9 protein-coding genes are annotated in these 13,737 nt (G+C 67.7%); 3 read left to right on the top strand and 6 right to left on the bottom strand.

Annotated features, from left to right (window positions below; genetic code table 11):
• Window position 1 precedes the first annotated feature (1 nt).
• The 3 genes from Pla175_RS14990 to Pla175_RS14980 all read right to left on the bottom strand — a co-directional run bounded on the left by Pla175_RS14990 (window position 2) and on the right by Pla175_RS14980 (window position 6,342).
• The gene (locus tag Pla175_RS14990; protein ID WP_197526859.1) at window positions 2-3,229 is read right to left on the bottom strand and encodes a PSD1 and planctomycete cytochrome C domain-containing protein; all 3,228 of its coding nucleotides are present in this window, start codon (window positions 3,227-3,229) and stop codon (window positions 2-4) included.
• 424 nt (window positions 3,230-3,653) lie between these two features.
• Complete coding sequence (locus tag Pla175_RS14985; RefSeq protein WP_145286579.1) at window positions 3,654-4,862, bottom strand: hypothetical protein; 1,209 nt, start codon at window positions 4,860-4,862, stop codon at window positions 3,654-3,656.
• Between the two features lie 58 nt (window positions 4,863-4,920).
• Window positions 4,921-6,342, bottom strand: coding sequence for an outer membrane protein assembly factor BamB family protein (locus Pla175_RS14980; RefSeq protein ID WP_197526858.1), 1,422 nt, complete (start codon window positions 6,340-6,342; stop codon window positions 4,921-4,923).
• Window positions 6,343-6,545: 203 nt separating this feature from the next.
• Here Pla175_RS14980 and Pla175_RS14975 point away from each other — a divergent pair, with 203 nt between their 5' ends.
• The gene (locus tag Pla175_RS14975; RefSeq protein ID WP_145286574.1) at window positions 6,546-6,767 is read left to right on the top strand and encodes a hypothetical protein; all 222 of its coding nucleotides are present in this window, start codon (window positions 6,546-6,548) and stop codon (window positions 6,765-6,767) included.
• 169 nt (window positions 6,768-6,936) lie between these two features.
• Here Pla175_RS14975 and Pla175_RS14970 read toward each other — a convergent pair whose 3' ends face one another.
• Window positions 6,937-8,913 (bottom strand): tetratricopeptide repeat protein, encoded by a 1,977-nt coding sequence (locus Pla175_RS14970; protein ID WP_197526857.1) that lies wholly within the window; start codon window positions 8,911-8,913, stop codon window positions 6,937-6,939.
• Window positions 8,914-9,913: 1,000 nt separating this feature from the next.
• On the opposite strand from Pla175_RS14970, the gene Pla175_RS14965 reads away from it, so the two are divergent.
• Together Pla175_RS14965 and Pla175_RS14960 are read left to right on the top strand one after the other, a co-directional pair.
• On the top strand, window positions 9,914-10,990 hold the full coding sequence (locus Pla175_RS14965; protein ID WP_145286567.1) for a DUF1559 domain-containing protein: 1,077 nt from the start codon (window positions 9,914-9,916) through the stop codon (window positions 10,988-10,990).
• 61 nt (window positions 10,991-11,051) lie between these two features.
• On the top strand, window positions 11,052-11,462 hold the full coding sequence (locus Pla175_RS14960) for a carboxypeptidase-like regulatory domain-containing protein (protein ID WP_231953913.1): 411 nt from the start codon (window positions 11,052-11,054) through the stop codon (window positions 11,460-11,462).
• Window positions 11,463-11,801: 339 nt separating this feature from the next.
• Here Pla175_RS14960 and Pla175_RS14955 read toward each other — a convergent pair whose 3' ends face one another.
• Both Pla175_RS14955 and Pla175_RS14950 read right to left on the bottom strand, forming a co-directional pair.
• Window positions 11,802-12,608, bottom strand: coding sequence for a Fic family protein (locus Pla175_RS14955; protein WP_197526856.1), 807 nt, complete (start codon window positions 12,606-12,608; stop codon window positions 11,802-11,804).
• 26 nt (window positions 12,609-12,634) lie between these two features.
• On the bottom strand, window positions 12,635-12,886 hold the full coding sequence (locus tag Pla175_RS14950) for a transposase (RefSeq protein ID WP_145286558.1): 252 nt from the start codon (window positions 12,884-12,886) through the stop codon (window positions 12,635-12,637).
• Window positions 12,887-13,737 lie beyond the last annotated feature (851 nt).

The raw sequence follows: 13,737 nt of genomic DNA, 5'->3' as shown, positions 1-13,737 counted from the left end.
GTTATTCCAGGTTCAGCGTCTCGTCGAGGTTGAGCAGCACGTTCATCGTCGCGGTCAGGGCCGCCAGCCGCACCGGGTCTGCCGCGTCATCGACCGGGGACCGGCCGATGGCGATGAGCTGTTGGGCCTTGGCGGGCTCTGCCTGGAACCGGTGGAGGTAGGCCTCATGCCGGCGCTGCAACACGTCTGCTTCGAAGGGGTCGGGGCCGCGGGCCAACACGCGGGCGAACGCCCAGTCGATCTGGTCGGCCGGTGCGGGGCCGCCGTGGGCGAGCGCCTGCTGGGCGAGCGCGCGGGCGGCCTCGACGTAGGTGGGGTCGTTCAGCAGGTTGAGCGCGTGCATGGGGGAGTTGGTGCGGACGACGCTCGCGATGCAGGTCCGGCGGTCGGCGGCGTCGAACATCGCGGGCGGGGGGGCGTTGCGCCGCCAGAAGCCGTACAGGCTGCGGCGGTAGAGGTCGTCTCCTTCGCCGGTCACGTACTGGAACTTGCCTTGACTCGCGTCGTACCAAACCCCATCCGGCTGGTACGGGTAGACGGGCTCTCCCCCCGCCTGCTCGGCGAGCAGGCCCGATACCGCCAGCGCCTGGTCGCGCAGCAACGCGGAGGCCAGCCGGTGGCGCGGGCCGCGCGCCAGCAGCCGGTTGGCGGGGTCGCGATCCATCAGCTCCGGACGCAGCCGCGACGACTGGCGGAACGTGCGGCTGGTGACGATCAGCCGCTGCATGTGTTTGACGTCCCATCCCGATTCCATGAACTCCGCGGCGAGCCAATCGAGCAGCTCGGGGTGGGTGGGGCGTTCCCCCTGGAGGCCGAAGTCTTCCGGCGTGCGCACCAGCCCCGCGCCGAGCAGGTTCTGCCAGTAGCGATTGACCGCGACGCGCGCGGTGAGCGGGTTGTCGCGGCTGACCAGCCAGTGGGCGAGCGCCAGCCGATCGCGCGGGGCCTGCTCCGGCAGGGCGCCGAGCGCCTCCGGGATGTCTGCCGAAACCACGTCGCCGTGCTGGTTCCACACCCCGCGTTCCAGCACCCAAGTGGTGCGGGGCTCTTTGCGTTCACGCAGCACCATCACGTTGACCGAGGCGTCCTTGCGGGCCTCTTCCAGCTTCAGCCGGGCGACGGTCTGCCTGCCCCTCGCGATGCCGACCCTTCCGTGGTGGTCGAGGAAGTGGGCGAAGAGTTCGTCACGCCGCGGCTTGGAGAGACGCTCTGCGGCGCCTTCGCCGCGGAGGTATACCAGCGGTTTGTTGCGGAGGATGTCGAGCGAGGGGGTGGGGGCGTCGGTCGCCGCCAGCCGAAAGCGGCCGAGGTAGTGCTTCGCGTTCCCCGATTCGTGCTTCAGCCTCACCACCAGGAGCGTCCCTTCGGGCAGCTCTGCGGGCTGCTCCAGACGCAACAGCAGCGTGCGCGGGCGTCCGATGTCGCCGCTCCACACGGCCCACCCGGTCTCGGTGCGGTCGTCGATGGTCGCTGCGGCGCCGTAGCCGTCTTGCTCGAAGTCTGCTTCCGCCGAGGCGATCTTCAGCGGCAACGAGTCCTTCTTGCCGGGGCGCCGCAGCCGCATCTCGACGCCGGTGAGCACAAAGTTGCCGCTGTTCGATCGCGCCAGCCCCCCGGCCGTGTGCGAGGGGTGCGGCAGCGCTTCGATACGCAGCGCCGTGACCGACGGCAGCGGCGCCTCGGCGGCGACGTAGAAGTTGACCTTGTCTGGGTTGTCCTCGTGGCCGACGAAGATCGCTTGATCCTGCTCTTGCGTCAACGAGAGCTTCGGTTCGGTGGCGGTAAGCTCGGCCGCGTGCAGCGGACGCCACTGGACCGGCGAGCTGTCGCTCTGGTTGACCGCCGCCGATGTCTGCGCGAGCCAGTCCTGGAACTGCTCGGCGGCCTCTTGCTCCGCTCGGCGGATCTCCTTCCCAGCTCCGTTGACCGCGTCGAGCAGCGGCCGCAAACGATTCTGGCGGTACGGCGAGTCGTCGGGGAGCTTGAGGGCGAAGTACGGGGCCGCCTGCTTGCCGGCGTGGCCGTTCTCGTCGATCGAGTTGAAGAACGCGGTGAGGGCGTAGTACTCGTGCTGCGTGATGGGGTCGTACTTGTGCGTGTGACACTGGCAGCAACCCAGTGTCAGCCCCAGCCACGCCGTCCCCATCGTGTTGACCCGGTCCAAGACGTAATCGACGCGGGATTCTTCTCGATCGCGCCCCCCTTCGCCGTTGGTCAGGTGGTTGCGGTGGAAGCAGGTAGCGATCACTTGCTCCGGAGTCGCTTCGGGCAGCAGGTCGCCCGCGAACTGCTCGATCGTGAACCGATCGAACGGCATGTTGCGGTTGTAGGCGTCGACCACCCAGTCGCGCCACGGCCAGTTGTCGCGGTTCTCGTCCTGCTGGTAGCCGTCCGAATCGGCGTAGCGGGCCAGCTCGAGCCAGGTGTAGGCCATGCGCTCGCCGTAGTGGGGCGAAGCGAGCAGGCGGTCGACAGCGAGCTCGTACGCGTCGGGGCCTGCGTCGGCGAGGTAGCGGTCGAGCGCTTCTGTCGTCGGCGGCAGGCCTGTCAACGCCAGCGACGCTCGGCGGAGCAGTGCCGCTCTGGGCGCCTCGGGTGCGGGCCGCAGCCCGTCGGCCGCCAAGCCGGCGAGGACGAAGCGGTCGATCGGGTTCTGGCCCCAATCATCGGGCGACGCGTCGGGAGTCGCGGGCCGCTCGACCCGCTCGAAGGACCAGTGCTTCTGCCAGTTGGCGCCGGAGTTGATCCAGCGACGTATCAGTTGCACCTGCTCCGCGGTCAGCGGGTCCTTGCCCGAACCACGCGGGGGCATCCGCAGGTCGTCGTCCTCGGCGGCCGTCACGCGTTTGATCACCTCCGACGCGCCGGCGTCGCCCGGCGCGATGGCTCGGTAACCCCCTCGGTCCGCGAGGGCGTGCTGGGCGGCGTCGAGCCGAAGGTCCGCCTCGCGTCCCGCTTCGTCTGGCCCATGGCACAAGAAGCAGCGGTCCGAGAGCAACGGGAGAATGTCGACGCCGAAGTTTACGCCGCCAGCCGACGGGTCCGGGTCGGCCGCGCGGCACGTCCCCGCAGACGCCATCCCTACAAGGAGCACGACCAGTGGCAGGGCGCCCGCGATGCGGGAGGCGGGCGATCTACGCAGCGCCGCTGCTACGGGATGCACTGCGTTTGCGGCGTGGCCGGCCGCCGGGACGGCCTGCTCTTGAGAGATGGTGGGGCTGTGACGCATTCCGCGATCCTGTGCCCGAAAGAGAAGAGAGGCAACAATACCGATTCTCGCCATCATCCAGCGCAAAGCAAGTAGCGTAGCGGGCATTCAGGCTCGCCGAACATCACTCCGGGGCCGAGCCGCACGGGGCCCGAGCCGTGCCGGGAAGCCATTGGTGCATCCGGGCCTCTTGTGGGTGGAAGTCCTCAACTCGGGCACGACGAAGCGGGGGCCGCCCTTCCTTCCTTCCCCGTCGCATCGGCCCTGCACCCAAACGAGGGCTGACGCGAGCACTGTCAGATCATCCATCACTCGGCCGTGGCCCGAAGTCCCTACCCTCGCGCGGCGTGCGACGCTGTTTCCGCGGGGACTGATGGAACGTTGGAATCGTTGAGCCAGGCGACGGAGTGAAACGCCGTATCCGTAGCGGTTGTCGCCACTAATGCTACGCGTCGGGGGGCGAAACGCCAGCATCGCTCAACTCTACGCCCCGGGCGCCGTTGAGCTCGTAGCGGTCGATCCTCTTGGGGAAGAACCACCCCGCCTTCTCCCGGACGTACAACGCGGCGGACCCTTCCGGAAGGTAGTCGCAGACCGCGCGGAAAAGGGCCTTGAATACCCTCGTCTCCGGGTACGTATTGGCGTGAAACACGCGCCGGCTCCACTCGTTCGGAACGAGCACGGCCCCGCCGAAACGCACGTGGACCAGGGCGGCAATTTCGTCGGGCAGGCGATCAACCACGCCTGGGCGCATGTGGATCTCTGCGTAGTCGACGTTGCCGGAGTAGACGTTGAACGACAACGCCGAGTCCCAACGGTTGATGTTGTTCAACACCGGCAGGAAGCCGATCAAGATCACCGCAAGCCATTGCGGGACGTTGTGCAGGGCCGGCGCGGCGAACATGGTCCGGAAGCTGAAGGGGGGGGCTCGGAAGAAGAGCACCCACGTCTGCGCGGCGACCGTCATGCCCCACATCCACGAGCTGTTGTTCCAGTTGTCGCGGAGCGGACCGATGCAGAAGAAGATGAGCAGGTTCATCAGCACCGCCCCCCCCAGCGCAGCGCCACGCAGGCGCCGCGTCAGCAGCCCCACGCCGATCGTCATCTCGAAGAGGGCGGCGGCGACCGCGATGTGCGGCAGAACGGGCGTCGCCAGCGGCCAGAGTCGGGTCACTGGTTCGACGAACCAGGGGAACTCTTCATAGAAGAAATACGGGTTGAGTTTCTGCACGCCGCCCCAAAAGAAGACCATCGCAAAGACGAACCGCATGCTTGCGAGGACGCGCTGGTCGCCTGCGGCGCCGTCAACGCGGCGGTTTGAAGCCAGCAGCAGGAAGAGGAAACTGAACTGATAGAACGACGGCCAGAGCCGACTCTGATCCTGCACGAACAACAGCCCAAACGTCCCCAGAACCAGCGTGATCAGCAACCGGCAGCGCGGTTGGTAGACGACGCCCAGCAGCAACACGACCAGCCAGCCTAGGAGCACGTAGTCGAAGGGGAACGCTAGGGCGGGGACAAACTCAAACAGGGGAACCAGCGGGTAGTGGGGCCTGGACACCCAGAGCCGCCAGGAGAACGCCAGGCAGCACAGGACCGAGACGGCAAGCAGCCGCGTGAAGGCGATCAGGCGGTGCTGGGGGTCGGCGAACATAGGTTTATGCGCGGAGGTGCGCGGTGTGAGCGATCGCAACGAGAATCGCGGTCGGCGGCTAGGGCGACTGGGCCCGCTGCTTCGCCAGATCGATGCAAACCAAGCGGTCCTCGCCGCGCACGTAGAGCATCCCGCGGGCCAAGACCGGCGCGGTCCAGGCGGGGGGCTTGAGCAGCTCCTCGCCGTCGGCGTCTTGCAGCAACACGGACTGCATCAATTCGTACCGCTCCGGATTGGCCTTCAGCACCTGCAGCGTGCCTAGCTCCGAAAGGTTGATCAGGTGGCCGTCGGCGTACAGCAGAGAACACCGCCCCAACAATCCCGCGTTCCACCGGACATTGCCGGTCGACCACTCAATACAGCGGAGTTCCGCCCCGTTGCTGTGTCGGCCGCTGCTCCCGTAGAGGTACCCGTCGTGCTGGATGGCGGTATTCCAATGCAGTTGCATCGACTTGCGGCGCGTCCGCGGATCGTCTTTCCAAACGACATCGAAGGCCCCCGGCCGCACCCGCAGCAGCGAACTGCCGGGGCCATAGGTCTCCGAGATAAACACCTCGTCGCCAACGACGACCGGCGACGAGGCGTTCACGCTCTCCAACATCTGCGCCCGCCACGGGTACTGGAAGTCGATCTGGCCTGTCAGCGGATTCAGCGCCACCAAGCCGCCGCGGGCGAACACGAAACACCAAGGCCGGCCGTCGATTTCGGCGGCGACGGGGCTCGCGTAGCTGGCCAGCTCGTCCGCGCACTTCCAGGCAACCGTGCCCCGCAGCTTGTCAAACGCCACGACCCCAGAGCCGCTGGCGCGTTCCTCGCCCCTCGCTGCGTAAACATCCGATGGTCCGCCCGGGGGGCCGCCGCCTACGTTTACGATCAGGTAGTCGCCAAACACCAACGGAGTGCTGCCGACGCCGAAGAAGTTCTTGACGACATTGAACTGCTTGGCCGTGTCTATCTGCCACATCAGATCGCCGTCGGTCACGCGCGCGCATCGCAGGAACCCTTCTGAACTGAACGTATAGACCCGGTCCCCGTCCACGACCGGTGAGCACCGCGGGCCGTTGTTGTACTCGAGCAAGTCCGCGTAGCCCGTCGGGTACGCGGCGCTCCACAGCAACTCGCCCGTTTCGGCCACCCGGCAGGTGAGCCGGTCATGGTCGCCGTGGCGGTCGAAGTGAAACAACCGCCCACGGCTAATCGATGGCCCGCCGTAACCCACCCCTAGCGGCGCCTGCCACGCAATCGACGGCCCTGCGTCCGGCCAGTCAAAGTCGAGGCCCGTCTCCTTCGACTTCCCGTCACCGTGGGGCCCAAGAAATGTCGGCCAGTCGTGCCCAAACTTACGGGTCGCAAGGTCGGGCGCCTGCGGCTCCGCAGCGTTCTCCCTCAGCGGCTCCGCCATGCCCGGCGCCACCCACGCAGCCAACAGCGTCACGAGAGACAGCCAGCGGCAAGACGCGACGATTGGATGCTGATGCATTGTGCGGGTTAGGACAGGTGTGCGGGTTGGAACAGAAGGGGCGGGTTCGAGCAGGGGGGCGGATTAGTCTAGGAACCGACGCACACAGCGGATGGTTGAGAAAGTGTAGCACCCTGGGTCGCGGCGGCTGGTGCTTGTAGGAGAGGCGATTGCGACGGCGCTCCGGCAGGGACTTTGGTGCAAAGGGGCGACCTTGTTCTTAAATGCGGAAGTTCGTCGCCTACGTCGTCGATCTGCTCAGCCGCGAAGAGCTCGTCAAGCCGAGAGTCCAGATCGCGTCGCCGCGTCAATCGTTCGCGCCGCATCTGGTCGAACTCGTCGTTCGACGACTCGGGGAACCGCATGCGCAGCCCTTGCGTCATGAGGTAGACGGCGCGCTCAAAGAGCTCGTGCCCAATGCTGCCCCGTACGTGAGGCGGCAGTAGCATGGCCCGCTGGACGAGGCGCCAGAACTCGGCGTCCATCTGAGACCTTCATGCCGACCCGACTCTAGCATCGGTGAAACCGCCACGCACGCGCCGCCTCCCCTGGCCTTGAAGAGAAGTCGACGGACCAACCGTCGTCTGCGGCGCATGGGCCGGCGTGTGACGGCTCCTATTCCTTCAGCCGCCACGTGCGCTGGGCCTTCTTCTTGACGCGGCGCTTCTGCCCGCGTTTGAGATCGGCCCGGTCACGTTCCCACGCGTAATACTCCTTGGCCATCCATTCCGGGAACCCCCGGGTATCCTCCCAAACGCCCCGCAGCTGCTCGATGCAGACGGCCGCCTCTTCGGGGCTGCCGGGGGCGTATGAATCTGGAAAGAGCGGCGGTTGCTCCAACTCCAGCAACTGCTTGAGGTGCGCGTTGCTCTTGAACGCCGCCCGGATCGCCTTGCTCGCCCGCGCGGACCCTCCGCTGCGGCGGAACTCAACCAGCGCCCGCGAGTGCAACCACAGGGCCGATTCTTCGGGGTACTGGTCGAGCACCTCGGAGGCCTCGGCGTCCCGCCCCAGTCCGAGCAGGAGCGGGACAACCGCGTAGCGCACGCCCTGGTTGTCGTCGGGGTTGAGCCGGAGCATCTCGCGGTGCTGGGCGATGGCTTCGTCCGGCCGCCCCGCGTCCGCGAAGGCCTCGGCCAGGCCCTGGCAGGACCGCATGTAGGGCCGCGTCTCGTGGAAGCCCCAGAACCGGCCCGCCAGCTCCTGCATGGCGCCGCCCAGCGCATCGGCCGCGGCCTGTTTGGCCAGCCGGAACCGCTCGATCCGCTCCTCGACCCCCCACGTCGACTCGGCGATGAGGATGCCGGCCTCGACGTGGCTCGGGTCTTCGGCAAACGCCTCGCGGGCCAACAGCACGCGCCGCCTGCCAAAGCTCCCCAGGGCGTCTTGGTAGAGGGCCTCTGCGCGCTCCGCGGGCGTGTTGCGGGGCAGCACGTAGTCGTCCGGTCTGCGGCCACTGAACTGCGCATGGATCGCGGCGTTCAACGCGTCGACGTCCATCCCTTGACCGACCGATTCGATGAACTCTTGCACCTGCCGGAAGTGGATCTCGTGGCTGCGCCGGTCGGGGGTCTTGCCGCGCCGCAGCCATTCGGCGCGGTCGGGAGGGTTGAGCAGGTTGGGGATCGAGAGCACGCACTTCCGGCGTTTGCCGGAGACACGCACCCACTTCGTCCAACGGCCGGCGTCCAGCTCTTCTTCGGACGTCTGGGCGATCCCCCGGAGCACGATCGTCAAGCAGTCGACCTCACGAGGCGTCGGCCGGCGCATCCCGTCCGGCGCGAAGAAGACGGCGTCGGGAAACGCCTCGCCCGTCTCCGGCGTGAGTCCCAGCTCTTGCCACAGCGCGGGGTCCGCGGACGCCACGTCGGCCGGGCTCTCGTAGAGCATGCTGAACAGGCTCATCCGCCGCGGGTCGGTCCGCTGCGCCATCAACGCGTAGTGGTCCTCCTCATCCCGGTAGAGGCCCAGGCCGTAGCTCTGCGCCGCGGCGCCCAGCACCACGGCCTGTTTCATCAGCCGCGGCGGCTTGGGGGTCTCGATCTGGATCAGGTCGGTGTCGTCTAGCAGGCGCCACGGCGCGGCCCGGTAGAACTCGGCCGCCGAGGCGGCGAACTCGCGGACCTGCTCGTCGCTGCATCCCGCCTCCCTGAGCGACGGCAACGACGGCGGCGACGGGGGGAGGGACGACCGCAGGTGATCGGCCATCTCCCGGACGACCGCGTTCCACTCCCCCATCGTGGCGAGGCAGCGCACGGCGGTCCCCGACCCGTCTAAGCGCCGACTTAGTTCTTCCGCGAGCGACGGGTCGTTGCACTCGATCCGCGCCGGCCGGCAGGGGGGCTTGTACACGTCGGAGAGTTCCAGCATCGTCTCAAAGAACTCTTCCAAGCCGCCGTCGGCGTCGGGCAGGATCGGCTTGGCGTGCACCAGCCCGCTCGGCACGCTCTGCCACACGATCAGCCCCATCTGGCCGGGCGCCTCCTCGGGGGGGGCGTCCAACCAGTCCGCCAGACGAGCGACGCCCCCCTGCCAGGTTTCGCGGGGGTGCACCGGGAGCGCGAGGAACGCCTCGAGCGTTTGACCGTCCATCCCCATCCCCCTCGTGCTGCCTTGGGACGCGACTAGGGCGAGCGGCCGGCCCAGACGCTGACGGCCGGGCCGCGCTACAGGGCCAAAGTAGCAGTCTCCCCCTACGCCGAGAAGCCTCACGAGGCAGTCGGGCCGTAGCGAAAGCAATCGCCGCGGCGGGGTTGCCGGCCGCGCGACGCGTTCATGGACGCCGCCGGAAGCCGGCGGGCGGTTTCTCGCATTCAGGATGGCTCACGTTCTGGGGGGGTAAGACCAATCGGCTAAGCCATTGGCAAGACGATCCGCGGCGACCTTAGAGTCATCCGCGGCAATGGGTTCCAGACGCGGCAGCGTTCTGGGGCGGGCTGCCAAGACGCCGTGCGTCGAGCGGTTTGCGTCGGTCTGGTCGGCAAAGAGTTGACGGACGGCGTGCCGCCCGTTCGAGTAGAAAGGGCTGAACGCTTCCGCCGGAGTGGACCCGGGTGATTTCCTGCACGATCGCAGAGGTATTCCCGCGGGGACGGGGGGCGTAGGGTTCTGCGGGATCGCCGCTGCTTTTCGGCCCGAGCTTGCAACGGAACGACGTGACTTTGCAAGCGAAGACGTTGAGCGACGGCCACTTGTCGTGTTTGATGGGCGTACTCCGCAAAGCGCGAAGCTGAGCTGGCGCCACGAGGTAGCGGATCTTGTCGTCTTTTCGGGGGTTGGGGCCGTGCGCCTTCTTCAAGACACGCCTTGGCCGTTGGCGAGCCCAGCTCAGGCGGAGCGAGGGGGGGCTCCGCGACCGGTATCGGGTGGCGCAACGGCGCCATGCCGCAACCCACACAACGAATGGACGACGATCGACGCGGGTTGGGGGGAGGGAGAGTCTGACTCGATCGATCGGTCCGGACTCCCAGGCTTGAAAGCAGCACAGGCTTGAGAGCAGCACAGGCTTCGGTGCAGGACAGGGTTGGCGGCTGAAGAAGATAAACCCGCCGCAGTGCATGTTTCGCCCGGCAACCACAGGGAATCGAGGACTATGGTCAGCTCAAGAGTTTCGCGCCGACCCGTTGAGTCGATCAAGCAGCCACCGCGTCGGTCCGGCTTCACGTTGGTGGAGCTGCTGGTGGTGATCGCCATCATCGGCATACTGGTGGCCCTGCTCCTGCCGGCCGTTCAGGCGGCCCGGGAAGCAGCCCGGCGGAGTCAGTGCACCAACAACCTCAAGCAAATGGCGCTCGCGCTGCACAACCATCACGACACCAAGGGGGGCCTGCCGGCCGGCAACGTGATGAGCATCGGCAACAACATCGGATCGGCCGACTACTTCACGGGATGGACACGCGAGATTATGCCCTTCTCGGAGGACGCGGTGCTCTCTTCCCTGTACGACCCGGATGTCAAGATAACGAGCACGACCGACCCGGGCGCCAAGCGTTTCCGGGAGACCCCCGTGCCGCTGTACACCTGCCCGTCGGACATGCCGATGGCGTTGCAGACCCCCGAGAGCGGCGTCGGCACGAACATCCAGTTTATGACCGCGTCCTACAAGGGGAACGCGGGACGCGGCGACGGGTTTGTGACCTGGTACCTCATGGAGAACCTGCCCGAACGGACCCGCCCCAAGGGCACGGGCTGCATCTGGGGGTGGCGTGGCCCGCTCCACGCGGTCGCCCTAGACAACAGCAACTCGCTCCGCCGCGAGAAGTTCAAGAACATCGTGGATGGCTTGAGTCATACCCTGCTGGTCGCCGAGGCAGCGAACGAGTACGAGCCGCGGCGTCCGCTGTGGGCCTACACATGGGGCAATTACCTGCTCGGCCAGCCAACCGCGCAGCCGCGCACCCTGGTGGGCGACTATCAGGCGTGCGTGGCGTTCGGCGAAGAGAACAATAGCCAAGCGCAGTTCACTCCGATCTCGGGAAGGTCTCGCCGCGCCTGCATGTCGGCTTGGTACTCGTTCCATCCGGCCGGCATGAACGGGGCGATGTGCGACGGTTCCGTGGACTTCCTGGGTTTCGATATGGACCTGCACGTCTTTTCATGTCTGGGGAGCATCGCCGGCGAAGACGGCGAGAACCTCGCCGACCAGGTTAGTACCGGCGGACGCGGCTAACTCCGCCGCGAGGGTTGACGTCGGATCGTTGGGCAACTCACTGGCAGTCGAAGGTAGAAAGATGAGGGCTGGCGCCGTGGTTGTGGTTGCCGTGGTCGCCGTGTCGCACTTGGTTGGGTGCCGCGGGGGCGAGCAGCTTGTTCAGGCCGCCGGCCGGGTCCAATTGGATGGGAAGCCGCTGGCCGAAGCCCAGGTGGTCTTCTACCCGCTGGAGGGGGAGGGCCGCCGCGCCTTTATCGGCATGACCGATGCGCAGGGCGGGTACGAGCTGAGTGAGGCCGGCGGCCGGGCCCAGGGGGTTCCCCCCGGTAAGTACCGGGTCTCGATCAGCACCGCCGTTCAAACGGGCGTCGTGAACGAGTTCACGCCTACGCCTCCGGAACGGGTGCCGAAGAAGTACGCCAACGGCGCCTTGGAGTTCGAAGTCCCGCCAACGGGCGCCCCCGAGGCGCACTTCGACCTCGAGAGCTAGCGGGCCGCGGCCTGGGTGAACGGCGCCTGACGACGCCTTCGGGCTCGTTGCGAGGGGTTTGGCAGTCGCCCGAGGCGTGCGAGCGTCCAGGGTGGCGGGCAGGCCGCCGCGGGTCTGCTGGGGCCGGCGGAAAAGGGCCGGGTTTCGCCCGCGGCCCATGCACGCCCTCCACGCTCGAGAGGGGACGGCGCATCACCGTCCTGCTGGGAGCTGACCGCGAGTCGCGCCACCGGCTTCGGGCGATCACACTCCCTCGACGATGTGTCCACGGTAGACCGCGCCGCGCAGCCGATGCGTTGTGGGCCCTGGTTCGCCCGGGCGGGATTCTTGGCCGCCAACCTACGCGTCACCGACGTTGTCGGGCGGCGCCAGGCGGTAGCTGGCGCTGCGGGCGCGGCCGGGCTTCTGGACCAGAACGCCCCGCCCGAGCAGCCCGCGGATGTCGCGCAGCGCCGTATCGGCCGAGCACCCGGCGAGCCTGGTGTACTGCGAGGTGCTCAAGAAACCTTCGAAGCCGTCGAGCATCCGGTTGACGACGGCGCGTTGGCGCTGGTTGACCGGCCGGGCTTGCAGCCGCCGCCAGAGGCGGGCCTTGTGCAGCACGCCTGCCAGACGCTCGTCGCTGCTGCCGAGCGTGCGGTCCAGGCAACCGACGAACCATGCCAGCCAGCCGGTCACGTCGAGCCCGCCGCGCTGCGCCGGGCGCCGGCGTGGCCGGCGTTGCCCGACAGATGCGCGGATTGTCATTTCTTGTGGGTCGGGAGCCGGCGTGGGGCGTTGCCCGACAGGTTGGCGGATTGTCATTTCGGGTTTGGTGCGAGGGGCGGCTCGCCGGCGGGGGCGCCGCCGGTTCGTCCACGTGGGCAGGCGCCCACGTCTGTTGAGCCGAACTTGTCGCTGCTGGGCCTCGCAGCGGCGCTGCTCGATCCTCGACATCAAGTTGAGCTGCTTCAGCGCCTCGGTCGTGTTGCGGTTGCTGTCGAGTTGGCGCCTGAGCTTTTCGTGGATCGGGAGTTCGGCGTCGGCGAGCAACGCGGACGTCTCGGCGTGGGCCGCCTCCGCGGCGAGCACGTGTTCGAGCGCCGTCTGCATCAAAGGACTCTCGCCCTCATACATCTCGGCGACCCGCTCTTGGAACGCCAGCACCCGCGACGCGGCGTCGCGAGGGCGTCCTAATCGGCGTAGGCGCGGTTGTTCCAGAAGCGACTCTTGAGGTGGCGCCAGAGGTTCTGGGTCGGGTTGAGCTCGGGGCAGTAGGGGGGCAGCCTCACCAGCGTCACGTTCTCCGGCACACGCAACGGCGTCCGCTGGGCGCCCGTGGGTCTAGTTTCGGCAGCGCCGTCCCAGATCATCACGGCGCGCCCTCCCTCGGGAAGGGTCTTGGCGAGCAGCTCCAAGAACGAATGGATGATTTGCGGGTTCAGCTGCGGGCTGAGGAGCCCCCCGGCGTGTCTTGCCGAGCTCCAGTAAACGCTGCGGGCACACGGCGCCGATGCCCCTCAGGTACTTGTACTGGGTCTGACGCACCGCCGTTGGCCGCGGGCCCTTCTCGGCCCAGACGTTGGTGTTGGTCCCCTGCTGGCCGAACCGCGACTCGTCCTGGAAGTAGACCCGCAGCCGCTTGCCTGGGTGCTCCGCGGCGATCTTGTCGAGGCGCTCGGGCCACGCATCTCACCGGCCCGGTGACGTTTCGCACAACGACGGGCAAGGGGGGCGTGCTCCATCGCGGCAATCTTCGATCAACCGAAGTCGAGGGGCGCCAAGGGCTCTCCGTCACCACGCCGCTCCGCGCGCTCATGGATGCCGCCGCCGACGGCACGATCGCCGAGGAGCGCCTAGCGCGAGCCGTCGAGCAGGCGAGCAGGCGAGCAGGCGAGCAGGCGATCGACCGCGGGCTGGTTCGCAAGTCGCAGCTCGCCACCGCGGCCGAGGCATCGTCCGCACACGGCCGGCTCGCGCGACGGATCTCTGCCGTGCGCTCCTCCCCACCATGGGGAGATCGTACAGATCCACCGCGGGATTGGGATTCTAGATGGCGCTTGAAGAGCGCTTGAGGACGCTCCATGACGAAACGGGAGCGCATGGTGCTGGGCGTCGCCGCCGGCTGCGCACCCCCGCGCGTGGGTTTGCGCGCGTTGGCGGCGGCTGCGCACCCCCGCGCCATGCTTTGTGCGTTCCCGGGGCCGCCGGCCGGGCGGATCGGGGCGACGCATGCCTGCCCCGGCGCGGCCGCTTACGCTCTGACCGCCGGGGCGCCGAATTGGGTTGTCAAACA

Source organism: Pirellulimonas nuda, assembly GCF_007750855.1.
Lineage (GTDB): Bacteria > Planctomycetota > Planctomycetia > Pirellulales > Lacipirellulaceae > Pirellulimonas > Pirellulimonas nuda.
The sequence above is the reverse complement of the archived record's forward strand: the minus strand, read 5'-3'. Positions and strand labels throughout refer to the sequence as shown.

What these genes read in the sequence shown, in the direction of transcription:
- Pla175_RS14990 (WP_197526859.1), bottom strand. Translation starts at nt 3,229, where the DNA reads ATGCGTCACAGCCCCACCATCTCTCAAGAGCAGGCCGTCCCGGCGGCC.
- Pla175_RS14985 (WP_145286579.1), bottom strand. Translation starts at nt 4,862, where the DNA reads ATGTTCGCCGACCCCCAGCACCGCCTGATCGCCTTCACGCGGCTGCTT.
- Pla175_RS14980 (WP_197526858.1), bottom strand. Translation starts at nt 6,342, where the DNA reads ATGCATCAGCATCCAATCGTCGCGTCTTGCCGCTGGCTGTCTCTCGTG.
- Pla175_RS14975 (WP_145286574.1), top strand. Translation starts at nt 6,546, where the DNA reads ATGCGGAAGTTCGTCGCCTACGTCGTCGATCTGCTCAGCCGCGAAGAG.
- Pla175_RS14970 (WP_197526857.1), bottom strand. Translation starts at nt 8,913, where the DNA reads ATGGACGGTCAAACGCTCGAGGCGTTCCTCGCGCTCCCGGTGCACCCC.
- Pla175_RS14965 (WP_145286567.1), top strand. Translation starts at nt 9,914, where the DNA reads ATGGTCAGCTCAAGAGTTTCGCGCCGACCCGTTGAGTCGATCAAGCAG.
- Pla175_RS14960 (WP_231953913.1), top strand. Translation starts at nt 11,052, where the DNA reads ATGAGGGCTGGCGCCGTGGTTGTGGTTGCCGTGGTCGCCGTGTCGCAC.